Raw genomic sequence first — 25,967 nt, 5'->3', positions numbered from 1 at the left:
GCGGTCCCGCGTCGGCCGGGACGGCACTCCCGTCCGGTGTCCCGTCCGCGGTGCTGGGCCCGACCCGGCACCATGACGGGCGTGGGATCACACCGAGCCGAGCCGACGCCGCCGGGGAGCGGGCCCGGCCACTCCCACAGCCACGCTCACGGCGACACCGAGCTGGAGGTGCGACCGCTGCCCCGCCTGGTGCTGCTCGGGGTCCTCGCCGCCGTCGCGGTGGTGACCGTCGTCGGCGTCGTGCTGCTCTGGCCCGACCGCGGCGAGGTCGACCGGCTGCAGGGCTCGGTGGGCTTCGCGGCCGAGGGGACGACGTTCCCCGAGGCCACCGTCGACCGGGTGCAGAAGGCGTGCCCCACGCCCTCGGACGGCACCGAGACCGACTGCGGCCAGCTCGAGGTGACCCTCGCCGAAGGCCCCGACGACGGCACCGAGGTGAGCGTCGGCATCCCGCCGCAGGTCGCCGCGGCCGGGCTGGAGGAGGGCGACCGGGTGGTGCTGCTGCGCACCCCGGGCGCCGACGGGCAGCCGGCGACCTACGGCTACTTCGAGATCGAGCGGTCCACCCCGCTGTGGCTGGTGGGCGGCTTGTTCGTCCTGGTCGTCGTGGCCGTGGCGCGGCTGCGCGGGCTGATGGCGCTGGTCGGCCTGGGCGTGGCCGGGGTGGTCATCGGCGGCTTCGCGGTGCCCGCTCTGCTGGCCGGTGAGTCCGCCGTACCGGTCGCCCTGGTGGCCTCGGCCGCGATCATGTTCGTCGTCCTCTACACGACCCACGGCCTCTCGCTGCGCACCAGTGCGGCGCTGGCCGGGACGCTCGCGGGCATGGTGCTCACCGCCGGGATCGGCTGGTGGGCGGTGACCTCGGCGCACCTGACCGGGGTGGTCGACGAGGGCGGCCAGGTCCTCTCGACGTACGCCGGCGCGGTGCGGCTCCAGGACCTCCTCGTCGCCGCCGTGGTCATCGCCGGGCTCGGCGTGCTCAACGACGTCACCATCACGCAGGCCTCCGCGGTGTGGGAGCTGCGCGCGGCGGCGCCCGGGCTGAGCCGGGCCCGGCTCTTCACCAGCGCCATGCGCATCGGGCGCGACCACATCGCCTCGACGATCTACACCATCGTCTTCGCCTACGCCGGCACGTCGCTCACGCTGCTGCTGGCGGTCTCGCTCTACGACCGTTCGTGGCTGGACCTGCTGGGCACCGAGGAGATCGCGGAGGAGCTGGTGCGCTCCTTCGCGAGCAGCATCGGGCTGGTCCTCGCGGTGCCGGCCACCACCGCCATCGCCGTGCTCACCGTGCCCGGCCCGCCCGACCCCCTGGAGGTCTCGTGACCGGTCCCGACCCGATCGCCGAGTGGTCCGCCGCGCACGAGCGGGTGTGCGGGCTGGTCGAGGCGCTGAGCGCCGACGCGCTGGAGCGCCGGGTGCCGGCCTGCCCGGACTGGACGGCGCGGGACCTGCTGGCCCACATGATCGGCCTCGGCGCCGACGTGCTGGCCGGCGACGAGCCGGACGACCACCACGCGGGCTGGACCCAGGCGCAGGTCGAGGCCCGGCGCGATCGCTCGGGCGCCGAGCTGGTCGCCGAGTGGCGTGCGCTCGCGCCCGACCTGGTCGCCTGGATGGCCGACCACGGCAGCCGGCCGCTGAACGACGTGGTGATCCACGAGCAGGACCTGCGCTCGGCGGTCGACCGGCCCGGCGCGCGGGACACCGCGGGCTTCGCGCTGGTGCGGGACCGGATGGCCGAGCGGTTCGGCCGCTCGGCGCCCGACGGGCTCGCGCTGGTCGGCGACACCTGGCGCTGGGGGCCGCTCGACGCACCGACCCGGCTGCGGGCCTCCGACTTCGACCTGGGCCGCGCGCTCACGTCGCGGCGCACGGCGCAGCAGCTGCGCTCGTGGACCGAGGCCGGCGACGTGGCGCCGTACTCTGACGCCTTCGCCGGCCTGGGCGACCTGCCGGCCCACGCCCTCCCGGAGTGACTCAGACCCAGTAGGTGTCGTGGCGGAGCATGAACTCGACCCGCTCCTCCTCGGTCATCGGGTGGTCGGCGAGGCCGGCCAGGGTCTCGAAGTAGTCCTCGCGCGGACCGCCGGGCGCGAACATCAGGAGCATCGCAGCGTGGTCGGAGCCGCGGAAGCCGTGCAGCCCGCCCTCGGGGACGTGCAGGAAGTCGCCGACGCCGGCGGTGCGCCACCCGGTGCCGTCGTACAGCTCGACCTCGCCGTTGAGCACGTAGAACGACTCGCTGATGGCGCGGTGGAAGTGCGGCTCCGGGCCGCTCTGGTCGGCGCCGAAGGTCCAGCGGTAGAGCCCGAAGGTCCCGTGGGTCTGGTCGCCGGTCGCGAGTTGCTCGCACGTCCCGCCGCCGCGGTAGCGGATCTCGGGCTCGCTGGTGCTCGGTCGCAGCCAGGCGGAGACCTCGCCGGCGGTGCCGCGGTAGCGGTCGGGCGGGTACGGGCGGTGGAGCGGTCCGGTCACCTGTCGCACGCTAGCCCTAGGTTGAGACCGTGACGGCGTACCTCGGCATCGACCTCGCCTGGGGCGAGCGGCAGCCCACCGGGCTCGCGGTGCTCGACGACGACGCGCGCCTGGTGCACGTCTCGGCCGTGCGGACCGACGAGCAGATCCTGGCCGCGCTCGAGCCGTGGCTGGGCCCGGACTGCGTGGCCGGCATCGACGCGCCGCTGGTGGTCACCAACCCGACGGGTTCGCGGCCGGCCGAGCGCGCGCTGAGCAAGGACTTCCGCCGCTACGAGGCCGGCACCCACCCGTCCAACACGGGCAAGCCCGAGTTCCGCGACGGGCTCACCCGCGGGGCGCGCGTGTGCGCGCTGCTCGGGCTCGAGGTGCACCGCACCGGGATCGAGGTCTACCCGCACGCGGCCACCGTGGCGCTCTTCGGCCTCGACAAGACCCTGAAGTACAAGGCCAAGCCGGGCCGCGACCTCGAGTCCCTGCGCGGCGAGCTGCTGCGGCTCTTCGACCTGGTCGAGACGGTGGTGAGCGTCGACGAGGCGTGGGCCGGCCTGCGCTCCGACGTCATGGCCGCCACGCGCAAGAGCCAGCTGCGGGTCGTCGAGGACCAGGTCGACGCCGTGGTGTGCGCCTACGTGGTGTGGTTCGCCGCGCGCCACCCCGACCGGGTGACGACGTACGGCGACGACGAGACCGGCCTCATCGTGACCCCGTCGCTCGGGCGGCACGACCCGGTGCGCGCCGCGGTCCAGGCGTACGCCGAGCGGCACGACGAGCTGGTCGGCGCGGCCGAGGCGGCGGTGGCGCTGGTGCGCGACATCCTCGACGAGGCCGGCGTCAACTACCTCACCGTCGAGGGCCGGGCCAAGGCCGTGGCGTCGTTCGCGGAGAAGGCGGCGCGCACCGAGGGCGGTCGCCCGCTCTACCCCGACCCGCTGCGCGACATCGGCGACCAGCTCGGGCTGCGCGTGCTCACCTACGTCCGCGACGACGTCGAGGCGGTGGCCGCGCTGCTGGCCACCCAGCTCACCGTGCTGGACGACCGCGACCTGGGCGAGATCACCGCGAGCCAGGGCCGGTTCGGCTACGCCAGCCGGCACCTCCAGGTCGAGGTGGACGGCCGCGTGGTCCAGGTGCAGCTGCGCACGGTCCTGCAGCACGCGTGGGCGGAGTTCGAGCACGACATCCGCTACAAGGGCACCGTCCCGCCCGAGCACGCCAGCGAGTTCGACCGGCGCTTCACGCTGGCGGCCGGCCTGCTGGAGCTGGCGGACCAGGAGTTCGCCGCCATCCGTGAGCGGCTGCGCGGCTCGACGCCGGCCGAGCGGGCCGACGACGACCCCCGCATCGCGCCGAGCGAGCTGGCGGCGTTCCTCGCGGGGCAGTACGCCGACGCGGGCTGGTCGCGCACCGACCACTACGCCTGGATCTCCGGGCTGCTGCTCGAGCTCGGCATCACCACGCTGGTCGAGCTGGCCGACGTGCTGCGCGGCGTGGACGAGGACACCATCCACGAGCGGATGGCCTACCGCTACCCGCCGGCGGCCGTGCGCCGCCTGGACGACGCGCTGCTGGCCTCGTTCGGCCCGGCGTACGTCGACCTGCACGCCAACGCCCACCGGCGCCAGCTGCTGGAGACCCGGCTGGAGCGGCTGAGCGTCTAGCGGATCAGTAGCCGGTGATCCGCACCTTGACCTTGGCCGGCTGGGGGTCGACCAGCCCGGCCGGGCTCACCGCGCGGATGCGCAGGGCGTGCGAGCCGCGGCCCAGCTTCTTGGTGTACGGCGACGTGCAGGGCCGGAACTTCCGGCCGTCCAGGCTGCACTCGAACGTCGAGCCGGCCACCGTCGAGGTGAACTTCACCTTGACCTTGGCGTTGGCGCGCGTGCGCTTCGGCTTCTTGGTGATCGTCGTGTCCGGCACCGGGCAGGCCACCTGGCTGAGCGCCGACTGCGGGCAGGCGTCCTGGGTCGTGTCGCCGTACCCGTCGCGGTCCACGTCGGGCTCGAGCACGGCGGAGATGTTGGGGCGCGGCGTCGCCGGCGAGAGCGTGCCCGCCGGGGTGAACGTCGCCGACGTGTCGGGGTCGAACGCGGTGTCCACCTGGGTGGAGTCGGTGGGTGCCACCTGCAGCGCGCAGGCCATGTTGACCGCCGTGAAGCCGAGGGCGAGCGACTGGCCCGCCGCGATCGGCAGCCGGGTCGCGAAGGTGTTGACCGCGTTGACGGTCACGGGGAACACGGGGCTCTTGGCCGCCACGCTCCTCGTCCCGCCCGCCGTCGCGGGGGTCAGCACGACCGCCCGCACGCCACCGGCCGCGCCGTTCGCGCGGTGCGAGAAGCTCGTGATGACGCCGGAGGTCGCCGCGGTGTAGGTCGCGGTGCCCGGTGCCTGGGTGGCCAGGACGACGGCGGCCGGCACGGTGACCAGCGGCCCGCAGACGACGACGGAACCGGTGGTCTGGCCGAGGGTGTCGGCCGAGGCGGGGCCGCCGACGGCGAGCAGGCCGGCGACGCCCAGGGCGAGGATCGTGTGGCGCACGGGGCCATCGTGACGCATGAGAGGGCCTCGCCGCGTCAGGCGGGACCGAGGACCACGGCGCGGGCCGCGCGGGTGCGCAGCGGGTGGTCGAACTCGCCGTGCGCCGTCGCGGGGTTCTCCTCGAGGAAGGCCCGCACCCGGCCCAGCACCTCGGCCCGCTCCTCGGCCGGGATGACCACCGTGTGCGAGTGGGTGCCGACGGTCTCGGTCAGCGACACCGCGGTGCGCCGCTGCCGGTGCGCGAAGGCGGCCATCTCGACGGAGCCGAAGCCCGTGAGGTCCGGCTGCCACTTCGCGTCGTCGGGCGGCGTGGACACGCTGGAGCGCGAGAGCCGGCCGAGCTCGGCCACCCACGGCACCGACTCGTCGGGGGTGTTGTAGAGCAGCGCCAGCACGCCGCCCGGGCGGAGCACCCGCGCGATCTCCGGCAGCGCGCCGTTGGGGTCGAACCAGTGGTACGCCGTCCCCACCAGCACCGCGTCGACCGCCTCGTCGGCCAGCGGGATCGCCTCGGCCCGGCCGAGCGCCGTGGGCACGCCGGGGTGCCGGCGGCGCAGCTCACCGAGCATCTCGGCGTCCGGCTCGACCGCGGTCACCGCCACGCCCGCCGCCAGCAGCCCGCCGGTCAGCGCCCCGGTGCCCGCGGCCAGGTCGAGCACCTCGGCCACCGGCCGCCGCGCCCCGGCCAGGGACCACGCGATCGCCTCGGCCGCGTAGTCGGGCCGGTGCTCGGCGTACGCCCGGGCCACGGTGCCGAACGACGAGGACCGCTCGGCCCAGAGGGAGCCCACGGCTACCGCTTCTTCTTGCGGATCTTGAACCGCACCTCGAGGGGCGCGGGGTCGGCGACGCCGAGGGGGCTGATCGCGGTGATGCGGAGGGTGTGCCGGCCGTAGCCGTAGCGCTGACGCAACGGCGAGGCGCACGGCTTGGCCGGCTTCTTGTCCACCGCGCAGGTGAACGTCGAGCCGGGGATGGTCGAGCCGAAGGCCACCTTGGCCTTGCGCTTGGTCGAGATGAGCCGCGGGGCCTTGGTGAGGGTGGTGTCGGGGGTCGGGCAGGCCGAGGTGTACGCCGCGGACTGCGGGCACAGGTCGCCGGAGGTGTCGCCGTAGCCGTCCCCGTCGGTGTCGGGCTCCCACACCGCCGAGACAGGGATCGTGGAGACGCTGAACGTGCTGCCGCCCTGGGCGGTGTCGAAGGCGGCGGTCGCCGTGGGGTCGGCCGTCCGGCCCGAAAACGCGTCGGCACTGTTGCCCGTCTGCGTCCCGCACCGCATCCCCGCGCCGGGCGCGAGCCAGAGGCCGATGGTCGTGCCGGGCGCCACCGGGATCCGGACCGGGACGGTGGTGACGGTGTTGGCGGCCGCGGTCAGGACGTCGGTGTAGGCCCGGACGGTCCGGCGGGTGGGGGTGTCGCCGGGGCCGAAGAGCACCACGCGGAACTGGCCGCTGGGCACGGCGGCGTACGACACGCTCGTCAGCACGCCCGCGCCGGGGACGGTGTACGACGCGGTCGCGCTGGTGAGCGGGGTGAGCAGGTAGCCCGAGGCGGGTGCGGAGCAGGCGAAGGGGGTGCCGGGCCCCGTGCTGCCGACCACCACCGACGCGGCGCCGTCGGCGGACGTGCTGCCGAGGGCGCTCGCGAGGAGCAGGGCGCTGAGGCAGACCGGGAGCGCGCGACGCATGGCGGCACCCTAGGACCCCTCTCACCCCAGCGAAAGGACGCCGGCTACGGGGCGGCGGTGCGCAGCTTCTCCAGCAGCGGCTCGGCGGCCTCCTTCAGGAACTGGTCCTGGCTCTCGTCGCCGATCTGCACGAGCGCGATGTCGGTGAAGCCGGCCTCCCAGAACTCGCTGACGTTCTCGACGATCTTGTCCAGGTCGGGGCCGCAGGCGATCTGGTCGGCCACGTCCTCCTGGCGCACGAACTGGGTGGCGCCGGCGAAGCCGGAGGTGGTGGGCAGGTCGGCGTTGACCTTCCAGCCGCCGGCGAACCAGCGGAACTGCTCGTGGGCCTTCTCCACGGCGGCGTCCTCGTCGGGGCCCCAGCAGATCGGGATCTGGCCGATCGCGCGGGCGCCGTCGCCGATCGTGGCCACGCCGTCGACGGCGTTCCACTCCTTGATGGCGTCGCCGTCGGGTTCGACCGCGATCAGGTCGTCGGCCAGCGGCGCGAACCGGCCGATGCTGCGCTCGCCGGAGATCGCGAGGCCGAGGCGGACCTGCTCCTCGGGGAGGTCCCACAGCCGGGCCGAGTCCACGTCGAAGTGGTCGCCGCGCCAGGTGACCAGGTCGCCGGCGAACAGCGCCCGGATGATCTCCACGGCCTCCTCGAGCATCTCCTGCCGGGTCTCCAGGGCCGGCCAGCCCTCGCCGATGGTGTGCTCGTTGAGGTTCTCGCCGCTGCCCAGGCCGAGGGTGAACCGGTTGTCCGAGAGCAGCCCGAGGGTCGCGGCCTTCTGCGCGACGACGGCGGGGTGGTAGCGCATCGTCGGGCAGGTCACGTAGGTCATCAGGTCCACGCGCTCGGTCGCCTGGGCCACCGCGCCCAGCACGGTCCAGGCGTACGGCGCGTGGCCCTGCTCGGTCAGCCACGGCGAGTAGTGGTCGCTGGAGACCTCGAAGTCGAAGCCGGCGCGCTCGGCGCCGACGGCGTAGCGCACGAGCTCGCGGGGGCCGGACTGCTCGGTCATGAGGGTGTAGCCGAAGCGCGTGGTCATGGCGCCCCGGTATCCAGAACGGACCGCTTGGTTACCGTCGGGCCATGACGCCCTCAGAGCTGCTCCAGGACGCCCTCGACCGGGTCCGCGAGACCGCCGCCGGCGCGGTCGACGGGCTCAGCGAGGACCAGCTGGCTCACCGTCCGACGCCGGACGCCAACTCCATCGCCTGGCTGGTCTGGCACCTGGCCCGCGTGCAGGACGACCACGTCGCCGACGTGGCCGGGACCGAGCAGGTGTGGACCGCGCAGGACTTCGTCTCGCGCTTCGGCCTGCCCTTCGAGGTCGGCGCGATCGGCTACGGGATGAGCAGTGAGGAGGTGGGCCAGGTGCGCGCGTCGGCCGAGCTGCTCACCGCCTACCTCGAGGCCGTGCACGAGGCCACCGCGGCCTACCTCGACGGCCTCTCGGCCGAGGACCTCGACCGCGTCGTCGACGAGCGCTGGGACCCGCCGGTCACCCTCGGCGTCCGCCTGATCAGCGTGCTCAACGACGACACCCAGCACGCCGGCCAGGCGGCGTACGTGCGCGGGCTGATCACCTGAGGGTCAGCCGGCGTCCTCCTGCTGCTCCTCCTCGACCTTGCGCTTGACCCGGCCCATGCCGGGCAGGTGGGTGAGCAGCTCGTTGAGCTCGACCGAGGCGTCGAGGAGGTCGTGCAGGTCGGGGGCCACGGTCCGCAGCTCCTCGAGCAGGCCGACGGCGGCCTCGACCGTGGCCGGGTCGACGACGTCGGCGGTGCGCTCGAGCGTCGGCGCCATGCGCAGGAACAGCGCCTCGGCGGCGGCCACCAGGTCGGTGGCGCGCAGCTCGGTGCCGGCCACCGCGACGACCACGGCCTCGGCGTCGCGGCGGGTCTGCTCGATGCGCCGCAGGGTGGCGCGGGCGTCGGCCAGGAGGAGCTCGGCGTCACCGAGCAGCCGGGTCAGCCGGGGGACGACGCCGGCCACCTGCTCGGCCAGGGTGACGACATCGCGAGGGCCGGGGAGCGTGGGGAGCCGCATGACCCCCGGTATCCGCCGCCGGTGCGGCCACGCGGTTCCGCGGCCGCGGTCAGGCCGTGCGGGTGATCCGGTAGCGGACGAACGCCGGGGCGAGCAGCGCGGCGACGACGGTGCCGATGACGACCAGCACGCCGCCGCCGGCCGCGGCGGCCGCGGTGCCGACCGCGGCCGCGCTGGCGCCGTGCAGCACGTCGGCGATGCGCGGTCCACCGGCCACGACCACGATGAAGACGCCCTGGAGCCGGCCGCGCACCGCGTCGTCGGCGGCGCTCTGGAGCATGCTCGTGCGGAAGGCCGCGGAGGCCATGTCGGCCGCGCCGCCCAGCGCCAGCATGACCAGCGCGAGCGCGAGCATCAGGTCCGGCGCCACGTCGGCCAGACCCACGAAGAGCCCGAACCCGGCCATGGCCACACCCCAGATGAGGATGCAGACGATGACCGCCCGGCCCTGCGCCTCCACCCGCGACACCCAGCCGCTGAACACGCCGCCGACCACGGCGCCGGCCGGGATCGCGGCGAAGAGCAGTGCGAAGGCCAGGCCGCCCTCGTCCGGTCCGCCGAAGTCGAGGTGCGCGATCTCGGGGAACAGCGCCCGCGGCATGCCGAAGACCATCGCGATGATGTCGACCACGAACGACATCAGCAGCACCGGCTGGTGGCGCAGGTAGGCGAACCCCTCGACCACCGCGCGGACGCCGGGCGCCGCGGCCGCGGCGTCGGTGACCGCCAGCGGCGGCAGCCGCAGCACCGCGAACAGCGTGGCGAAGAGCGTGATCGTGTCGACCAGGTAGAGCCACGACAGTCCCACCAGGGGGATGAGCGCGCCGGCCACCAGCGGCCCGCCGATCGCGCCGGCCTGGAAGACCGTCATGTTGAGCGAGTTCGCCGCCGGCAGCAGCTCGGCCGGCAGGATCTTGGGCAGCACGGCGCTGCGCGTGGGCTGGTTGACCGCGAAGAACGCCTGCTGCACCGAGAACAGCGCCAGCAGCAGCCACACGTTGGTCCCGCCCAGCGCCGCCTGCACCCAGAACAGCGCACTGGTCCCGATCAGCCCGGTGGTGGTGATGACGAGGATCGTGCGGCGGTCGAAGACGTCGGCCAGCGCGCCGCCGTACAGCCCGAAGACGACCAGCGGCACCAGGCCGAAGACGCCGGTCAGCCCGACGTACGCCGAGGAGCCGGTGTCGGCGTAGATCTGCGCCGGCACCGCCACGATCGTCAGTTGGGCGCCGATGACGGTGACGATGTTGGCCAGCCACAACCGCCGGAAGTGCCCCTCCTGCAGCGGCCGGGCGTCCGCCACCAGGCTGCGCAGGTCCACCACGCCTCCATCCTCTGATGCCGATCGATGAGTCCGCACGCCGACCCCGGTCCACCCGGCATGACCGCGGAGGCAGGACCGCTCGACGTCACGTTCGAGGCCACGCTGCAGAAGTCGGACGCGAAGGGCGGCTGGACCTACGTCGTGTGGCCGGACTCGGCCGAGTTCTTCGGCACCCGCGGCCTGGTCAAGGTCCGCGGGACCGTGGACGGCGTAGCGTTCCAGAGCTCGTTCATGGCCCTCGGCGACGGCCGGCACAAGCTCCCCGTCCGGGGTGCGCTCCAGGTCGAGGTCGACAAGGCCGCGGGCGAGACCGTGACCATCCACCTGGAGGAGAGACTGTGAAGCTGCGGCTCGAGCTGGTCAGCCACGGTGGGAACACCGCCGGCTTCGAGATCCCCGACGCGGCCGTCGAGGAGCTGGGCGGCGGCCGGCGGCCCAAGGTCGTGGCCACCGTCGGCGACCACACCTGGCGCTCGTCGATCGCGAACATGGGCGGCACCTTCATGCTCGGCATGAGCCAGGCCGACCGCAGGGCCGCGGGCGTCGAGGCGGGCCAGACCCTCGACCTCGAGGTCGTGCTCGACACCGCCGAGCGCACCGTCGAGCCGCCCGAGGACCTGGCCGCCGAGCTGGCCGGGGACGCCGCGGCCCGGGCGGTGTGGGACGGGTGGTCGTTCACCCGGCGCAAGGAGGCCGCCCGGCAGCTGACGGAGGCCAAGCAGCCGGAGACCCGGGCCCGCCGCCTGGCGAAGGTGCTGGCCGAGCTGCGCGCCTGAGACCCGCAGCGGCCCCTACGATCCTCGCGTGAGCGAGCGCGCGCGCTGGGTGGTGCGGGTGGCCGGGACGGTCTACCTGGTCGGCGTCGGGCTGCTCGCGCTGGCCGTGTACGTCGACCTGCCCGGCCCGCTCTCGGCGTACGGCGACTCGACGGCGTCGTGGCCGGTGGCGCTCAACCTGGTCGCGGGGCTGGTCGCCTTCGGCACGTGGCGGTGGGTGAACCGGCGCAACACCCGGCCGTTCGCGGTGGTGCTGCTGGGCATGGGCATAGCGACGGTGCTGGTGCTGGCGTCGGCGTCGTACGCGCGGTGCCCGGACGCCGGGCTCAGCACCGGCTGGAGCGTGGTCACCCGGGTGGTCGGGCTGATCACCAACAACTACGCGGTCGACATGTTCGCGGCGCCGGGGTGCACGACGGACGGGGTGCCGCTGGCGCTGCAGTTCGCGCGGCTGGCGCAGCTGATCGTGCTGCTGGTGGCCGCGACGAGCGCGCTGACCGCGCTGCTGCGCACCCAGGTCGACCGGATCGCGGTGCGGTGGTCACCGCGGCTGTCGGTGGCGCTCGGGGTCGACGTGACGTCGGCGCCGCTGCTGACCGCGCTGGCCGTGGACGCCGAGCGCTACACGCTGGCCGCGCTGACCTCGGACCCGGCCGCGCCGTGGGTGGCCCAGGCGCGGGCGGCGGGGTGGCGGGTCGTGGTCACCGATCCGCGGCGGCTGGAGTCGATCAGCCGGTTGATCACCCGGCCGGGCCACCGGCACGCGCTGCACCGACTGGCCGTGCTGGCCCCCGACAGCACCGAGGCGCAGAGGCTGATGAGCCTGGTCCAGGACGTGGTGGGCGAGCGCCGGCAGGTCGCCGGCCCGCAGGCGGTGCGGGTGCTGCTGCGCATCGACGAGGCGTGGCAGGCAGAGGACTGGCGGCGCCGCTACCTCAGCCGGATCCCGAGCTGGATCGTGGACACCATCAGCGAGAACGAGGTGACCGCGCGCCTGCTCGTCGACGACGCCCTCGCGCGGGGTGTCGACCACGTGCTGGTCACCGGCCAGTCCGACCTGACCTTCGCGCTGGTCGCCGAGCTCGCCCAGCGCGAGCGCGAGCAGGGGCTGAGCGGCGAGGGTGCCCGCGTGCCCGGCGTGAGCGTGGTCGGTCCCGACGCCGAGCAGGTCATCGAGGAGCACGCGCTGGCCCAGAGCCGGTTCGGCAACACCCGGCTCGACCGGGTCCGCGCCGAGCCCGCGCGCGACCTCGACGACGTGGTGGCCGACAGCGTGCGCGAGCACCGGGTGCCGGCGCTGGTCTTCAGCGGGGACGTCGACGTGACCGACCAGCGCCGCGCCTCGCGCCTCGGCGCGACGTACCCCGGCCTGCTCGTCTACTCCCGCCACACCGAGGTCACCGGCCTCGGCGGCGAGCCGCTGCTGGCCCAGGTCCGGGCCTTCGGCTCCACCCTCGACGCCGGCCGCGGCCACCCGGTGGACAGCTGGGAGCAGATCGCCCGGCTGGTGCACGAGGACTACGTGCGGCAGTTCCCGGACCCGGACGACCCGGCCCGTCGGCCGTGGGACGAGCTCGAGGCGTTCTACCGCGAGTCCAACGTGCGCCAGGTGCTCACCGCCCTCGGCTCCGCGGTCGAGGTCGGCCGCAGCTGGGGCGCCAGCGCCGATCCCGCCGCGCCGCCGAGCGACGACCAGCTCGACCGGATGGCCCGCGCCGAGCACGAGTCGTGGCTGCGCCACCTGGGGGAGCACGACTGGACGTGGGGCCCGACCCGCGACCGCGCGGCCAAGCGCCACCCCGACCTGCTGCCCTGGGACCAGCTCTCCGACGAGTCGCGTGAGAAGACCCGCCGCGGCGTCCTCGAGAGCCTGGCCCTGCTCGAGGCGCTCGGCTACCGCTCCTTCGACGACCCGTACGCCGCGTGGGTGCGCCTCCGGCGCCGCGGCGAGGTCCGGGCCGTGCGCCGCGACGAGCGCTGGAGCTGGAGCACCAGCGACGGCACCGTGCTGCACGGCGCGGCCGGCGACTGGGAGGTCACCGACGCCGACGACCCCACGGGTGCGAGCCGCTCGGTGGCGGCCGACGTCTTCGAGCGCACCCACCAGCCGCTCGGTGGCGACCGGTGGCGCCGGGTCGGCGAGGTGCGCGGCCGGAGGGCCCGACCGGGCGAGGTCGTGCACACGCTCGAGGGCGACACGACCGCCCGACCGGGCCAGTGGCTGCTGCACGGCGTCGCGGGCGAGGAGTGGCTGGTCTCCGAGGAGCACCTGCGCGCGTCCTACGACGAGGTCGCGGAGGCGTCCGCGACCTAGGGCGCGGACGCCTCCGCGGGCTCCGCGTCGAAGTGGTCGCGGAACAGCGCGCTCACGTTCAGCTGGTGCTGGCGCGCGCACGCGGCCGCGAGCGCCGCGTCGCCGTCCTCGAGCGCGGCCAGGATCGCGCCGTGCTCGCCGATGATCGAGCCGACGTCGGCCTTGGGCATGGTCAGGGTGATGAAGGTGCGGGCGAACGGCTCGAGCTGGTCGAAGACCTGCTCGATGGCCTTGTTCTGCGAGGTGGTGGCGATGATCTTGTGGAAGCGGGCGTCGGCCTGGGTGACCGCGAGGTGGTCGCCGCCGGCGTGGTGGCGCTGCATCTCGGCGTAGGCCTCGCGCAGCTGGTCCAGGACGTCCTCGTCCATCAGCGGGGCCGCGGTGGTCGCGGCGAGGGCGTCGATCTCCGAGCGGACCAGGCTGATGTCGGCCAGCTCCTTGCTCGTCGGCTGGCGCATCCGCGCGCCCTTGCGCGAGTGGATGCTGACCAGGCCGATGGCGGCGAGGTCGCGCAGCGCCTCGCGCACCGGCGACTGGCTGGTGCCGAGCTCGCGGGCGACCTGCAGCTCCACGATCCGTTCGCCGGGCTGGTAGTGGCCCTTCATGATCCGGTCCATCAGCAGCCGCTTGACCGAGGCGGACAGCAGCTCGCCGCCGATGAGGGCGTCGTCGCCGGTCCGCTCCGTCACGCTGCCCTCCTGCCCTGCCGGGATCCCGGGGATCCTCTCACGCCTGCCCCTGGGCGACCGTCCGCCGACTCCTCACCGGGAGCCGCGCAGGGCGAGCCGGCGCCGGGCCTCGGCCGGGGTGGCCACGTCGCGGTACAGCACGCCCGCCGCCGCGGTGATGCGCTCGACCTGGACCCGGCTGGACTCGGCCAGCTTGCCCGGCCCGTCCCACAGCGAGTCCTCCAGGCCGACCCGGGCGTTGGCGCCGAGCGCGAGGGCGATGGAGCCGACCCGGATCTGGGCCGCGCCGGCGCCGAGCACCGACCACTCGAAGTCGTCGCCGAACAGCCGCTGCGCCGTGCGCCGCATGTGGAGCAGGTCCTCGACGTCCGCGCCGATGCCGCCCAGGAGGCCCACGACGCTCTGCACGAACAGCGGTGCCCGGACGAGCCCACGCTCGAGGAAGTGCGCCAGGTTGTAGAGGTGGGCGGTGTCGTAGCACTCGAACTCGAAGCGGGTGCCCTGGTCGCCGCAGGTCTTCAGGATCCGCTCGATGTCGGCGAAGGTGTTCTTGAAGACCAGGTCCTTGTTGCCCAGGTGCGTCCGCTCCCAGTCGTGGCGCAGGTCGGGGAACCGCTCGAGCATGGGGAACAGCCCCATGTTCATGGTCCCCATGTTGAGCGAGGCCAGCTCGGGGGCGAGGTCCGCGGCCGGGCCGATCCGCTCGTCCACGCTCATGTGCGGGCTCCCGCCGGTGGTCAGGTTCACCACCACGTCTGAGCGGTCCTCGATCTCGGCCAGGAGCTCCCGGAACAGCCCGGTGTCCTGCACGGGGTGGCCGTCCTCGGGGTCGCGGACGTGCAGGTGCACGATCGCCGCTCCCGCCTCGGCCGCGCCGAGCGCGGCCTCCGCGATCTCGTGCGGCGTCACCGGCAGGTACGGCGACATCGAGGGCGTGTGGATCGCGCCGGTGGGGGCGCAGGTGATGATGGCGTCGGGCACGGCGGGCTCCTCGGTTCAGTGACCAGCAGCGGGCTGGGTGGTGCGGGCCTGCCACTGCTTCATGAACAGGGCGAACACCGCGTCGGCGAAGGCCTCGTCGTTGATGTTGTTGTCCATCTCGATGAGCTCGACGTCGGGGTCGAGGTGGGCGCGGACGGCCTCGAACAGCGGGGTCACGTCCGACCCGTGCCACTGGCTGCCCTCCTTGAAGTAGTTGTCGAGCCCGCCCAGCGGCAGGGCGACGGCCTTGGGGCCGGGAGCCTGGTTCACGTGGTCGGCGAGGTACTCCCCGAGCCGGGCCAGCTCCTCCGGCGTCGCCATCAGTGAGGTGATGTTCGGGTTGTGGATCAGCACGTTGCGCTCGGGGGTGTTGAACTCCGCCGGGATGGTGTCGACGGCGCCGAAGTTGAAGCACTCCATCGCGCCGGGGACGACCACCTGCGGGATGCCCGTGCGGATCGCGGCCTCCATGCGCTCCACGCCCGGGTCGAAGATGCCGTGGTTCCAGTGGTTGATGATCTCCGGCAGCGTGTAGTCGATGACCGCGTCGATGGCGCCGACGTCGATCAGGTGCTCCATCCCGGCGCCCTCGCCGACGGCGTGGAAGGTGACGACCTCGAAGCCCTCGTCCTCCAGCTGCTGGCGGATGCGCATGACCCCCGGCGTGGTGACGCCGAACATCGAGACCGCGACGAGCGGCTTGCTGGCCTCGGCCTGCGCCTGCACGTGCGCGCGGATCGTGGCCATGCCCGCCGCGGCGCCGGCCGCGTTGCCGAGGACCTGCTTGGAGATGCTGTTGAGACCGGCGATGTCGGTCACGGCGGCGGCCATGAGCATGTCGGAGTGGCCGACGTACGGGCGGGTGTTGTTGGAGGCCATCGTGCTGACGATGAGCTTGGGGAAGCCCAGGTCGAGGTCCTTGAACGCCCCGCTGAGCAGGTCGGTGCCCCCCGTGCCGCCGAGTCCCATCACCGCGTCGATGCGGTCCTGCTCGACCAGCTCCAGGAGCAGCGCGCGGAGCCCTTCGCTCATCTTGCCGACCGCGGTGACCCGCCCGCCGGTGCCCTCGACGCCGGCCTTGAAGTCCGCCAGGTCGATGCCGGCGCGGGAGGCGACCTCGGCCGAGGCGATGTCGGGGGCGAAGTAGGGCTCGCCCAGCACGCCGCAGTCGACGACCAGCACGTCGACTCCGGCCGCGACCAGGCAGTCGCGCACGTAGGCGTACTCCGCGCCCTTGGTGTCCAGCGTCCCGGCCAGGCAGACGACGGGGTTGCGGTCCATGAGTTCTCCCTCTCAACGGTGGGTGTCGCGGGTACGCCGAGGCGCGCCCCCGGCCCGCGCGGCCCGGTCGGGCGCACGGCTGGTGCGGTGGTGCGGTGTCTCAGGGGTCTGCGGTCGCCGCCTTCTCCTGCAGGGCGGTCCAGACGCGCTCGGGGGTCAGCGGGAGGTCGCGCACGACCCACCCGATGGCCTCGCTCACCGCGGCACCGAGCGCGCCGGCGGTGCACAGCAGGGCGCCCTCGCTGATGCCCTTGGAGCCGTAGGGGCCGGGGCCGTCGTGGTTCTCGATGCCGTGGGTGACCAGCTCGAGCGGGACGTCCTTGAAGGTCGGGATCCGGTAGTCGAGGGCGCCGAGGTTGCGGATCACACCGTGCTCGTCGAGCAGCAGCTGCTCCATCTGGCTGTGGCCGAGCCCCATGATCGAGGCGCCCTCGTCCTGGGAGACGACCTGGGCGGGGTTGAGCTCGGTGCCCACGTCGCTGACCGAGACGTGCTTGTGCAGGAGCAGCTCGCCGGTCTCGTGGTCGACCTCGACCTCGATCGCGGTGCAGTTGAACTCGTAGAACGCCGCGTCGCCGCCCAGCGGGTGACCCTTGCGCCCGCGCATCCGGGCCGTGCCCTGCCCGACGAACTCGCCGCCGAGCGCGCCCAGGGCCACGTGCGCGGCGTCGCGCAGCGGCAGGACGCCGTCCGGCGTCACCAGCTCGCCGGGGCGCTCGGACAGCTCCTCGGCGTCGATCTCCGTCGACTCGGCGTACAGCGCGAGGATGCGGCGGCGGATGTCGCGGCAGGCCTCCAGGACCGCGTTGCCCATGAACACCGTGGAGCGGCTGGCCGAGGTCTGCAGGTCGAAGGGGACCACGCCGGTGTCGCCGCTGACGACGTGCACCTTGTCGAGGTCGGTGCCGAGCTCGTCGGCGACGATCTGCTGCCACAGGGTCCGGGCGCCCTGGCCCATGTCGGAGGTGCCGGCGTAGGCGATCGCGCTGCCGTCGGCGAGCAGGCGGACCAGGCTCTGGGAGAGCCCGGACGTGGCGCCGGGCTTGATGGCCACCGCGATCCCCCGGCCGCGGCCCGGGGGCAGCGGGCGGTCCCAGCCGATCAGCTCGGCGGCCTTCTCCAACGACTCGTGCCAGCGGCCGTCCGCGTGCGCGGCGTACGGTCCGCGGAAGAAGGGCTCGCCCTCCTGGACCAGGTTGCGGCGACGGATCGCCAGGGCGTCCAGGCCGAGCTCGCGGGCGCCGGCGTCGAGCTGCGACTCGGTGGCCCAGGCGACCTGGGGGCAGCCGAAGCCGCGGAACGCCGTGCTCGGGGTGGTGTTCGACATGACCGCGCGGGACGCGGTCCGGGCGTGCGGGATGCGGTAGGGGCCGGCGCCGACGTAGCTGCCCTTGGTCATCACGCGCGGGGCCACGTCGGCGTACGCGCCGATGAGGTAGTCGCACTCGAGGTCGTGGAAGACCAGCGCGCCGTCGCGGTCGAACCCGGTGCGGGCCCTCACCCGGCAGGCGGCCCGGCGCATCATCTGGAAGGTCTGCTCCAGGGACAGCACGAGCCGGCACGGGCGCCCGGTGCGCAGGGCCAGGAAGGCGATCAGCGGCTCGAGCTTGGGCATCTGCTTGCCGCCGAAGCCGCCCCCGGGGTCCGGGGCGAAGACCCGGACCTGGGCCAGGGGCAGCCCCATGACCTGGGCGATGCTGCGCTGCAGCAGGTAGGGGTGCTGGACCGGCGAGTGGACCTCCAGCCCGCCGCCGTCGGTGGGCACCACGACGGTCCCGCCGGGCTCGATGGGGAAGTGGGTGACCATCGGGAAGGTGTAGGTGTCCTCGACGACCACGTGCGCCTGCGCCGCGGCCTGCTCGACCTCGCCCCACTCGTAGAGCGCCGTCTCCAGGACGTTGGACTCGCGGTGCGGGTCGTCGTCGGGGCGCAGCTCGGGCCGGCGGACCAGCGGCGCGTCGGGGGCGAGCGCCTGGTCGAGGTCGAAGGCGCCCGGCTTCTCCGTGAAGTCGACGCGGACCGCGCGGGCGGCCGCCTCGGCCTGCTCAAGCGTCTCGGCGACGACGGCCGCGACCGGCTCGCCGTGGTAGATGACCTCGCCGTCGGCGAGGACGGGGCGGTCCTGGTGGGAGACCCCGAAACGCGGCACCGGCTGGGGCAGGTCCGCGGCCGTGACGACCGCGAGGACGCCGGGCATGGCGCGCGCGGCGGCGGTGTCGACGGCGTGGAGGTCGGCGACGGCGACGGGCAGCGTCACCAGGCTGACCTGGGCGACGTCGGTGAAGGCGAGGTCGGCGACGAACCGCTGGCTGCCGGTGACCCGGTCGTCGCCGCCGTAGCGGCGCACCGAGGTCCCCACGTGCCGGCCGTCCCCGTCGGGGGCCGACCCCGCGTGGTCCTGGACCTCGGCGGCGAACGCCCGGGCCGTCTCGGCGTCGAGCGGGGCGCCGGAGGTGGCCCGGTCCTCGTCGACGGTGCGCTGGGACACGTCGGCCCGCGTGTCGCTCACGGCTGCCTCCGGCTCTCGGCCGTCTGCAGCACGGCCGCCACGATGCGCTGGTAGCCGGCGCACCGGCACAGGTTGCCGGACAGGCCCTCGCGGACGGCCTCCTCGTCGAGGGTGTCGAGCGCGTCGTGGGTGCGCAGGAGGTGCTCGGCGGCCATCACCTGGCCGGGGATGCAGAACCCGCACTGCACGGCCCCGGCGGTGAGGAAGGCGTGCTGCAGGTCGCTCATCCCGTCCGGCTCGTCGGCGCCGAGCCCCTCGATGGTGAGGATCTCGTGGCCCTCACCCTCGGCGGCCAGCATGAGGCAGCTGTTGACGGCCTCGCCGTCCACGAGGACGGTGCACGCGCCGCACTCGCCCTCGGCGCAGCAGGTCTTGGTGCCGGTCAGCCCGAGCTGGTAGCGCAGCGCGTCCATGAGCGTCCGGTGCGGCGGCACCTCGAGGTGGACCGCGCGACCGTTGACGGTGCAGTCGACGGGCACCAGCTCGGCGCCGGGCAGGTCCTGTTCAGGCGTGGACGTGGTCACTGCACGCTCCTTCCCTGGTCGTCGGCCCCCGCGCGTCGGCCGGCGGCGCGCAGCACGGCGCGCTTGGCGAGGACCCGGAGCATGGCCGCGCGGTAGGGCCGGCCCGCGCGCACGTCGCCGATCGGGGTGGCGTGCTCGAGCAGCGTGTCGAGCGCGTGCTCGAGCTCCTCGGCGGAGCCGAGGTCCAGCGGGCCGGTCGGTCCGCCGAGCAGCGCGGTGGGGCCGACCGCGCCGAGGCCGGCGGTCACCGACCCGTCGGCCTCGACCACGGCGGCCACGCTGCACGTGGCCAGGTCGACGCCGCGGCGTCGCGTCATGCGCAGGTACGCCGACGCGCTGCCCGCGGCCGGTCGCGGGACCCGCAGGGCCGTCACCAGCTCGCCCGGCTCGCACAGCGTGCGGCGGGAGGCCAGGAAGAAGTCGCGCAGGGGCACGGTCCGCTCGCCCTCGGTCGAGGCGATGGTCACCTCCGCGCCCAGTCCGAGCAGCGGGGGCGAGGTGTCCGCGGCGGGCGAGCCGTTCGCGGAGTTCGCGATCAGGCTGGCGCGGGTGCGGATGGCCACCGAGCCCACGAGCAGGGCGGCCTCGACGAGGGCCGGGAACCACTCCTGGACCACCGGGTGCGTGGCCACCTGCGCCATCGTCGCGGTGGGCCCGAACGTGACTCCCGCGTCGTCCGCGCGGATCGGCTCGCGCAGGTCGCGCGCGGCCTTGATGTCGACGACCAGGTCCGGCACGACGGTCCGGTGCCGCAGCGCGACGAGCAGGTCGGTGCCGCCGACGAGCACGCGCGACGAGGCGGGCGAGGTGGCCAGGGCGCGCAATGCGTCCGCGGTCGACTCCGGTCGGTAGTAGCGCACCGGCTCCTCCTCCTCTGTCGGCTCGGCTCGGTCCAGGGATGGGTGGGTCAGGGGTGGACGATGATCTTGACCGCACCGCTGCTGCGGTCGTTGAAGGTGGCGAGCGCCTGCTCGTACTCCGCCAGCGGGAAGTGGTGGGTGATCAGCTCGCCCGCGCGCACCCGCCCGTCGGCCATGAACGGCAGCACCCGGCGCATCTCGCCCGCCGACGCACGCGAGCCGACGAGCTCGAGCTCGTCGAGGACCAGCCGCTGCACCGACAGCGCGACGTCCTCGGTGGGGATGCCGACCATCGCGCAGCGCCCGCCGCGCCGCAGCATGTCCATGCCCCACATGAGGGTCTCGGGCACGCCGGCGCACTCGAGGACCACGTCGGCGCCCAGGCCTCCGGTGAGCTCGCGCACCGCGGCCACCGGGTCACCGGCGGTGGAGTCCACGGTCTCGAAGCCGAGCCCGGCGGCCCGTTCGAGCCGGTAGCCGCGGCCGACCACGATCACCCGGGCCGCGCCGCAGATCAGGGCGGCGTCGGCGGCGAGGAGGCCGACCGCGCCCGCGCCGGTCACCGCGACGGTGTCGCCGGGCTGGATGCCGCCGCGCCGGGCCACGTGCAGGGCGATGCTGGCCGGGTCGGCGATCGCGCCCTCGTCGAAGCCCAGCTCGTCGGGGAGCCGGAAGATGCACTTGACGTTGTGCACGGCGTAGGTGGCGTTGACGCCCTGCGCGTTGTGGCCGTACTGCTTGTGCAGGCCGGGCTTGCCGTAGTTCTCGCAGAGGTTGTAGCGACCCTCGACGCACTTCTGGCACACGCCGCACGCGTTGTGGCTGGTGCCGGCCACCCGGTCGCCCTCCCGCCAGCCCAGCGCCTGCGTCCCGGGGCCGAGGGCGACCAGCTCGCCGGCCCACTCGTGACCGGGGGTGAACGGGAACCGCTCGGGCCAGAAGCCTGGGTAGTCGCCGTTGATGAGGTGGGCGTCGGTGCCGCAGATCGAGACCGAGCGGACCCGGGCGAGGACCTCGAGGGGCCCGGGCTCGGGCACCGGCGTCTCGGTGATGTCGAGGACCCGGGGCTCGAGGACCACCAGGGTCTGCATCGTCTGCGTCACGTGCGCAACCTCCGAGATCGGGACACCGGGTTGGACACCCAGCAGAAAAGTATCGATAATCGAACAAACACGAACGTAATCGCCGTCACACCCAGGGTCAAGTGGTCCCCACGCAGTGCGTCGGGCCGGGACGGAGGCGCCAGGTGCAACGTCAGGAAGCACTCGAGAGGCTGCGGGCGACCGTGGCCTCGGGTCGCTCGGTGGTGGGCGGCGGGGCCGGCACCGGCCTCTCCGCGAAGTCGGCCGCCGCGGGCGGGATCGACCTGCTCATCGTCTACAACTCCGGGCGCTACCGGATGGCCGGCCGGGGCTCGCTCGCGGGCCAGCTGGCCTACGGCGACGCCAACGCGATCGTCCTGGAGATGGCCGCCGAGGTGCTGCCGCTGGTGCGCGACGTGCCCGTCCTCGCCGGCGTCAACGGCACCGACCCGTTCCGCTCGATGGGCCGCTTCCTCGACGAGATCAAGGCCACCGGCTTCAGCGGTGTGCAGAACTTCCCGACCGTGGGGCTCTTCGACGGGAACTTCCGGGTCAACCTGGAGGAGACCGGCATGGGCTTCGACCTCGAGGTCGAGATGATCCGGCTGGCGCACGAGCGCGACCTGCTCACCACGCCGTACGTCTTCGACGCCGAGCAGGCTGTCGCGATGACCGAGGCCGGGGCCGACGTGCTCGTCGTACACCTGGGCCTCACCACCAGCGGTGCGATCGGGGCGCAGACCGCGCTCAGCCTCGACGAGTCGGTGCGGGTGACCCAGGAGATCCGCGACGCCGCCGCGGCCGTGCGCCCGGACGTCCTGGTGCTCGTGCACGGCGGACCGGTCGCCGAGCCCGAGGACGCGGCGTACCTGCTCTCGCGCACCTCGGGCGTCGTCGGCTTCTTCGGCGCCTCGTCCATCGAGCGCCTCCCCGTCGAGCGCGCGATCCGCGAGCAGACCGAGCGGTTCAAGGACGTCCGGGTCGGCCCCCACGACAGCTCAGGAGAGTCACGATGAACCAGCCCGCACGCCCCACCGACGGCTACCAGGAGGTCGGCCCGGCCGGCGAGCAGAGCGCCGACGAGGTGCTCGCGGCCCTGCGGCTGCCGAGTCGCGGCGAGGTCTTCTCGCTCGCGCTCCCGCGCTACACCGGGATGCCGCTGTTCGGCTCGCACCCGCCGTTCCAGGTGACGATGTACCGCACCCCCGGCGGGCTGCGCGGCGACGGCGTGGAGCCGTGGGGTCCGGTCAACGAGGTCAACCTCCAGTACATGGCCGAGAACGTCAGCGGCACCGCCCACAGCGGCGCCCACGTCGACGCGCTCGCGCACATGACGATCGGCGAGGACGACCACTGGTACGGCGGCGGCAACGCCCGCGAGCACCTGGGCGACCGCGGCCCGACGGTCGGCGACGGGAGCAAGCTGCCGCCGTTCATCCGCCGCGGCGTCCTGCTCGACGTGCCGGGCTTCCTCGGCGTCGACGCCCTCGACGCCCACCAGGCGGTGAGCGCCGAGCAACTGCAGCAGGTCGCCGAGCACCAGGGCGTCGCGGTCCGTGCGGGCGACGTGGTGCTGATCCGGACCGGCTACCTCGGCGCCTGGCCCGATCCGGAGGCGATGGCCCGCCACGTGACGGCCGGACCCGACCTCTCCGCAGCCCGGTGGCTGCTCGATCAGGGGGTGGTCGCGACCGGCACCGACACCGAGACCTACGAGGTGCAGCCCGCCCCCGACCCGGGCTCGCCCGCCAACCCGCAGCCGGTGCACACGCTGCTGCTCATCGAGCACGGCATCTACCTCTTCGAGGGCATCTACCTCGAGGAGCTGGCCCGCGCGGGCGTCCACGAGTTCCTGTTCGTGGCGCTGCCGCTCAAGATCAACGGCACGACGGGGTCGATGCTCGACCCGGTCGCGATCGTCTGAGGTGCGCATCCGGCTGGAGGTCGGCGAGCCCGACGTCGACCCGGGCGCGTGGATCGCTGAGAACGCCGTGCTCGCGGGGGCGGTGACGATCGAGGCGCAGGCCTCGGTCTGGTTCGGCGCGGTGGTGCGCGCCGACGGGGACACCGTGCGCCTGGGCGCCCGGAGCAACCTCCAGGACGGCGCGGTGGTGCACGCCGACCCCGGCCTGCCGGTGACGATCGGCGCGGACGTGTCGGTGGGCCACGGCGCCGTCCTGCACGGCTGCACCGTCGGCGACGGCGCCCTGGTCGGCATGCGCGCGGCCGTCCTGAACGGCGCGCGCATCGGCGCGCAGAGCCTGGTGGCCGCGGGGGCGGTGGTGCTCGAGGGCGCGGAGTTCGAGCCCCGCAGCCTCATCGCCGGGGTCCCCGCCAAGCGGCGCCGCGAGCTGACCGGCGAGGAGGTGGCCGGGCTGGCGGGCAACGCCGCGATCTACCTGGCGCTCGCCGCCGCCTACCGCACCGCGACCACACCGCCCGAGCGGTGACGACCCGGCGCCGGGTCGTCGTCGCGCCCGACAAGTTCAAGGGCTCGCTGAGCGCCGACCAGGTCGCCGCGGTCGTGGCGCGGGTCCTCGAGCGGCACGACCCGTCGGTCGACGTGGTCCGGCACCCGCTCGCCGACGGCGGCGAGGGCACCGTCGACCTGGCCCTGGCCAGCGGCTACGCGCCCGTGACCGTCGAGGTCACCGGCCCGCTCGGTGATCCCGTCCGCGCCACCTTCGCCCTGAGCGACGGGGTGGCCGTGCTGGAGGCGGCCGCGGCCAACGGCCTCGCCCTGCTGCCGGCCGGGCCCGACGAGCACACCGCCGAGCACGCGACGACGTACGGCGTCGGGCAGCTCGTCGCCGCGGCGCTCGACCACGGCGCCACCCGGGTCGTCGTCGGGGTGGGCGGCAGCGCCACGACCGACGGCGGCGCCGGCGCGGTGGCGGCGCTCGGGCTCGGGCCCGACGCCGCGGCCGGCCCCCACCCGCGGCTGGGTGAGGCCGATCTGGTCGTGGCCTGCGACGTGGACAACCCGCTCACCGGACCGCAGGGTGCGGCCGCGGTCTACGCCCTGCAGAAGGGGGCCGGAACCGCCCTGGTCGCCCGGCTCGACGAGCGCCTCGCCCGGTGGGCGGACACCGTCGCCCACGCGACGGGTGAGGACCGGCGCGCCGAGCCCGGGGCCGGCGCCGCGGGCGGGCTGGCCTTCGGCCTGCTCGCGCTGGCGGGCGCCCGCCTCGTGCCGGGCGCCGACCTGCTGCTCGACCTCACCGGCTTCGACGACGTGGTGCGCGGCGCCGACCTCGTCGTGGTGGGCGAGGGGTCGCTCGACGAGCAGAGCCTGCGCGGCAAGGGCCCGGTCGCCGCCGCGCGCCGGGCCGCCGCCCTCGGCGTACCGGTCGTCGCCGTCGTCGGGCGCTCCCTGCTCACGCCGGAGCAGGAGCGGGAGGCCGGACTGTCCGCGGTCCACGCCCTCGTCGACCTGGCACCCGACGAACAGAGCGCCGTCCACGACGCCGAGCGCCTCCTCGAGCGGGCCGCGGCCCGGCTCGCCGCCGACCTCCACGCCTACCCCTCCACCCGACGAGAGTGATCCCCATGACCTGCGACCCCACCCCCACCGGCGCCCAACTGCTCCTCCTGCGGCACGGGGAGGTGGCCTCGCACCGCGGCGACGTCCCCGTGACCGAGGCCGGGCTGGTCCACGCCGAGCGCACCGGAGCGGCGGTGGGCGCCGCGACCGACCGGCCGCTGTCGCTGCTGTACGGCGGGACCCGGCGCAGCCGCGAGACCGCCGAGGCGCTGGTGCGCGGCATCGGTGACCCCGCCCGCGTCACCGGACCCCTGGACGCCTTCGCCCTCCGCAACCCCGACATGTACGCCGCCGGCGCGCGGGTGAACATGGTCAGCTCGGCCGAGCACCTGGCCGAGCAGGTGCCCGGCCTCACCGCGGAGGAGGTCGACGCGCACCCCTGGTGGTCACGGTTCATCGCCTCGCCTGACCGGGTCGGCTGGTGGCTGGCCCACGAGGACCCGCCCGGGGAGACCGGCGCCGACGTCCTGCGCCGGCTGCACCTGTTCGCCCGGTCCCTGGCCGACGCCGGTCCGCACCAGGGGCGCCTGGTCGTCGGCGTCACGCACTCACCGCTGCTGCGCGCCCTGCTCCGCGAGGTCCACGGCAGCGACCCGGGCGAGCCGGCGTACGTCACCGGGGTCTGGCTCCGCGCCGGCTCCGGCGGTGGGCTCGAGATCACTCCGCACGCCCCGCTCGAGGCCTGAGGCGACCACCCCTGCGCTTGACTGGACGCGTGCGCAGACCCGTCCCCGACCAGGCCGGCCCCGGACAGGAGTCGGTGTGGGACTACCCCCGACCGCCCCGGCTGGAGCGCACCACGGCGCTGCTCGAGGTGGTCCTCGACGGGACCGTCGTGGGCTCGACCCGCGAGGGCTGGCGGGTGCTGGAGACGAGCCACCCGCCGACCTACTACCTGCCGCCCGCGGCGTTCCTCGACGGCGCCCTGCGGCCGACCGCCGGCGCGAGCTGGTGCGAGTGGAAGGGCCAGGCGTCCTACTTCGACCTGGTCCACGGCGACGTCGTCGCGCCCCGCGCGGCCTGGACCTACGAGCAGCCGAGCCGCGGCTTCGAGGACCTCGCGGGCGCCCTCGCGGTGATGGCCGCGGCGGTCGACGAGTGCCGCGTCGACGGCGAGGTCGTCACCCCGCAGCCGGGCGGGTTCTACGGCGGCTGGATCACCTCCGCGCTGGCCGGTCCGTTCAAGGGGATCCCGGGCTCGCACGGCTGGTAGGCCGCGGGCGGCGGGTCACGAGGCGGAACCTTCCGGGGGCGGAAGGGGTTCACAGCCGCGCGGGGGCGTGATGGGTTCGACGGACCGCGACCGGGCGTGTTCCCGGTCGAGTCGAACCCATCTCGG

27 protein-coding genes are annotated in these 25,967 nt (G+C 74.3%); 13 read left to right on the top strand and 14 right to left on the bottom strand.

Translation table 11 applies throughout. The annotated features are described in order from the left end of the window. Positions 1-81 precede the first annotated feature (81 nt). The gene (locus tag G5V58_RS22610; RefSeq protein ID WP_230486866.1) at positions 82-1,329 is read left to right on the top strand and encodes a YibE/F family protein; all 1,248 of its coding nucleotides are present in this window, start codon (positions 82-84) and stop codon (positions 1,327-1,329) included. Continuing rightward, on the top strand, positions 1,326-1,982 hold the full coding sequence (locus G5V58_RS22605) for a maleylpyruvate isomerase family mycothiol-dependent enzyme (RefSeq protein WP_165237489.1): 657 nt from the start codon (positions 1,326-1,328) through the stop codon (positions 1,980-1,982). The genes G5V58_RS22610 and G5V58_RS22605 overlap by 4 nt, the downstream gene beginning before the upstream one ends. A 1-nt stretch (position 1,983) precedes the next feature. Here G5V58_RS22605 and G5V58_RS22600 read toward each other — a convergent pair whose 3' ends face one another. Further along, positions 1,984-2,481 carry a cupin domain-containing protein gene (locus G5V58_RS22600; protein WP_165237487.1) on the bottom strand — a complete coding sequence of 166 codons (498 nt, stop codon included), beginning with the start codon at positions 2,479-2,481 and terminating at the stop codon, positions 1,984-1,986. A 29-nt stretch (positions 2,482-2,510) separates the two neighbouring features. On the opposite strand from G5V58_RS22600, the gene G5V58_RS22595 reads away from it, so the two are divergent. Further along, complete coding sequence (locus G5V58_RS22595) at positions 2,511-4,142, top strand: DUF429 domain-containing protein (protein WP_165237485.1); 1,632 nt, start codon at positions 2,511-2,513, stop codon at positions 4,140-4,142. Positions 4,143-4,146: 4 nt separating this feature from the next. Here G5V58_RS22595 and G5V58_RS22590 read toward each other — a convergent pair whose 3' ends face one another. From G5V58_RS22590 to G5V58_RS22575, 4 genes are read right to left on the bottom strand one after another with little or no spacing between them, the layout of a single operon-like run. Further along, positions 4,147-5,019, bottom strand: coding sequence for a hypothetical protein (locus tag G5V58_RS22590; protein WP_165237483.1), 873 nt, complete (start codon positions 5,017-5,019; stop codon positions 4,147-4,149). Between the two features lie 35 nt (positions 5,020-5,054). Then, entirely contained in the window at positions 5,055-5,810 is a 756-nt protein-coding gene (locus tag G5V58_RS22585) for a class I SAM-dependent methyltransferase (protein WP_165237481.1), read from the bottom strand. A gap of 2 nt (positions 5,811-5,812) precedes the next feature. Beyond that, complete coding sequence (locus G5V58_RS22580; RefSeq protein ID WP_165237479.1) at positions 5,813-6,706, bottom strand: hypothetical protein; 894 nt, start codon at positions 6,704-6,706, stop codon at positions 5,813-5,815. Positions 6,707-6,750: 44 nt separating this feature from the next. Further along, on the bottom strand, positions 6,751-7,740 hold the full coding sequence (locus G5V58_RS22575; protein ID WP_165237477.1) for an LLM class F420-dependent oxidoreductase: 990 nt from the start codon (positions 7,738-7,740) through the stop codon (positions 6,751-6,753). Between the two features lie 44 nt (positions 7,741-7,784). Between G5V58_RS22575 and G5V58_RS22570 the strand changes: the two genes are divergently transcribed. Next, positions 7,785-8,285: a mycothiol transferase gene (locus tag G5V58_RS22570; protein ID WP_165237475.1), complete on the top strand. Its 501-nt coding sequence runs from the start codon at positions 7,785-7,787 to the stop codon at positions 8,283-8,285. A gap of 3 nt (positions 8,286-8,288) precedes the next feature. Here the strand turns inward: G5V58_RS22570 and G5V58_RS22565 are convergent, their stop codons facing one another. Together G5V58_RS22565 and G5V58_RS22560 are read right to left on the bottom strand one after the other, a co-directional pair. Beyond that, positions 8,289-8,744 carry a hypothetical protein gene (locus G5V58_RS22565; protein WP_165237473.1) on the bottom strand — a complete coding sequence of 152 codons (456 nt, stop codon included), beginning with the start codon at positions 8,742-8,744 and terminating at the stop codon, positions 8,289-8,291. A gap of 49 nt (positions 8,745-8,793) precedes the next feature. After that, on the bottom strand, positions 8,794-10,068 hold the full coding sequence (locus tag G5V58_RS22560) for an MFS transporter (RefSeq protein WP_230486865.1): 1,275 nt from the start codon (positions 10,066-10,068) through the stop codon (positions 8,794-8,796). Positions 10,069-10,125: 57 nt separating this feature from the next. Between G5V58_RS22560 and G5V58_RS22555 the strand changes: the two genes are divergently transcribed. From G5V58_RS22555 to G5V58_RS22545, 3 genes are read left to right on the top strand one after another with little or no spacing between them, the layout of a single operon-like run. Continuing rightward, complete coding sequence (locus tag G5V58_RS22555) at positions 10,126-10,410, top strand: DUF1905 domain-containing protein (protein WP_165237471.1); 285 nt, start codon at positions 10,126-10,128, stop codon at positions 10,408-10,410. Further along, entirely contained in the window at positions 10,407-10,844 is a 438-nt protein-coding gene (locus tag G5V58_RS22550; protein WP_165237469.1) for a YdeI/OmpD-associated family protein, read from the top strand. Before G5V58_RS22555 ends, G5V58_RS22550 begins: the two co-directional genes overlap by 4 nt. Before the next feature lie 28 nt (positions 10,845-10,872). After that, positions 10,873-13,158: a RyR domain-containing protein gene (locus tag G5V58_RS22545; RefSeq protein WP_165237467.1), complete on the top strand. Its 2,286-nt coding sequence runs from the start codon at positions 10,873-10,875 to the stop codon at positions 13,156-13,158. Here G5V58_RS22545 and G5V58_RS22540 read toward each other — a convergent pair. The 7 genes from G5V58_RS22540 to G5V58_RS22510 all read right to left on the bottom strand — a co-directional run bounded on the left by G5V58_RS22540 (position 13,155) and on the right by G5V58_RS22510 (position 21,105). After that, positions 13,155-13,847, bottom strand: coding sequence for a GntR family transcriptional regulator (locus G5V58_RS22540; RefSeq protein WP_230486864.1), 693 nt, complete (start codon positions 13,845-13,847; stop codon positions 13,155-13,157). The genes G5V58_RS22545 and G5V58_RS22540 overlap by 4 nt on opposite strands. Before the next feature lie 72 nt (positions 13,848-13,919). Beyond that, a complete protein-coding gene (locus G5V58_RS22535; protein WP_165237465.1) occupies positions 13,920-14,828 on the bottom strand; it encodes a BKACE family enzyme in 909 nt (302 codons plus the stop codon). A 15-nt stretch (positions 14,829-14,843) separates the two neighbouring features. Next, on the bottom strand, positions 14,844-16,109 hold the full coding sequence (locus G5V58_RS22530; protein ID WP_165237463.1) for a Tm-1-like ATP-binding domain-containing protein: 1,266 nt from the start codon (positions 16,107-16,109) through the stop codon (positions 14,844-14,846). A 100-nt stretch (positions 16,110-16,209) separates the two neighbouring features. After that, entirely contained in the window at positions 16,210-18,618 is a 2,409-nt protein-coding gene (locus G5V58_RS22525) for a xanthine dehydrogenase family protein molybdopterin-binding subunit (protein WP_230486863.1), read from the bottom strand. Beyond that, a complete protein-coding gene (locus G5V58_RS22520) occupies positions 18,615-19,142 on the bottom strand; it encodes a (2Fe-2S)-binding protein (protein ID WP_230486862.1) in 528 nt (175 codons plus the stop codon). Before G5V58_RS22520 ends, G5V58_RS22525 begins: the two co-directional genes overlap by 4 nt. Then, complete coding sequence (locus G5V58_RS22515) at positions 19,139-20,002, bottom strand: FAD binding domain-containing protein (RefSeq protein WP_165237461.1); 864 nt, start codon at positions 20,000-20,002, stop codon at positions 19,139-19,141. Before G5V58_RS22515 ends, G5V58_RS22520 begins: the two co-directional genes overlap by 4 nt. A gap of 47 nt (positions 20,003-20,049) precedes the next feature. Next, positions 20,050-21,105, bottom strand: a complete 1,056-nt coding sequence (locus G5V58_RS22510; protein ID WP_165237459.1) for a zinc-dependent alcohol dehydrogenase — start codon at positions 21,103-21,105, stop codon at positions 20,050-20,052. A gap of 182 nt (positions 21,106-21,287) precedes the next feature. Between G5V58_RS22510 and G5V58_RS22505 the strand changes: the two genes are divergently transcribed. From G5V58_RS22505 to G5V58_RS22480, 6 genes are read left to right on the top strand one after another with little or no spacing between them, the layout of a single operon-like run. After that, positions 21,288-22,100 (top strand): phosphoenolpyruvate hydrolase family protein, encoded by an 813-nt coding sequence (locus G5V58_RS22505; protein ID WP_230486861.1) that lies wholly within the window; start codon positions 21,288-21,290, stop codon positions 22,098-22,100. Then, positions 22,097-23,008 (top strand): cyclase family protein, encoded by a 912-nt coding sequence (locus tag G5V58_RS22500; protein ID WP_165237455.1) that lies wholly within the window; start codon positions 22,097-22,099, stop codon positions 23,006-23,008. The genes G5V58_RS22505 and G5V58_RS22500 overlap by 4 nt, the downstream gene beginning before the upstream one ends. A 1-nt stretch (position 23,009) precedes the next feature. Continuing rightward, complete coding sequence (locus tag G5V58_RS22495) at positions 23,010-23,534, top strand: gamma carbonic anhydrase family protein (RefSeq protein ID WP_165237453.1); 525 nt, start codon at positions 23,010-23,012, stop codon at positions 23,532-23,534. After that, positions 23,531-24,628 (top strand): glycerate kinase, encoded by a 1,098-nt coding sequence (locus G5V58_RS22490; protein ID WP_165237451.1) that lies wholly within the window; start codon positions 23,531-23,533, stop codon positions 24,626-24,628. The genes G5V58_RS22495 and G5V58_RS22490 overlap by 4 nt, the downstream gene beginning before the upstream one ends. A 5-nt stretch (positions 24,629-24,633) precedes the next feature. Then, on the top strand, positions 24,634-25,314 hold the full coding sequence (locus G5V58_RS22485; RefSeq protein WP_165237449.1) for a histidine phosphatase family protein: 681 nt from the start codon (positions 24,634-24,636) through the stop codon (positions 25,312-25,314). A gap of 29 nt (positions 25,315-25,343) precedes the next feature. Next, positions 25,344-25,841: a DUF427 domain-containing protein gene (locus tag G5V58_RS22480; protein WP_230486860.1), complete on the top strand. Its 498-nt coding sequence runs from the start codon at positions 25,344-25,346 to the stop codon at positions 25,839-25,841. Positions 25,842-25,967 lie beyond the last annotated feature (126 nt).

The organism is Nocardioides anomalus (assembly GCF_011046535.1).
In the GTDB taxonomy this organism is placed as follows: Bacteria; Actinomycetota; Actinomycetes; order Propionibacteriales; family Nocardioidaceae; genus Nocardioides; species Nocardioides anomalus.
Note: the sequence above shows the minus strand (reverse complement) of the source record. Positions and strands in the feature narration are given on the sequence as shown.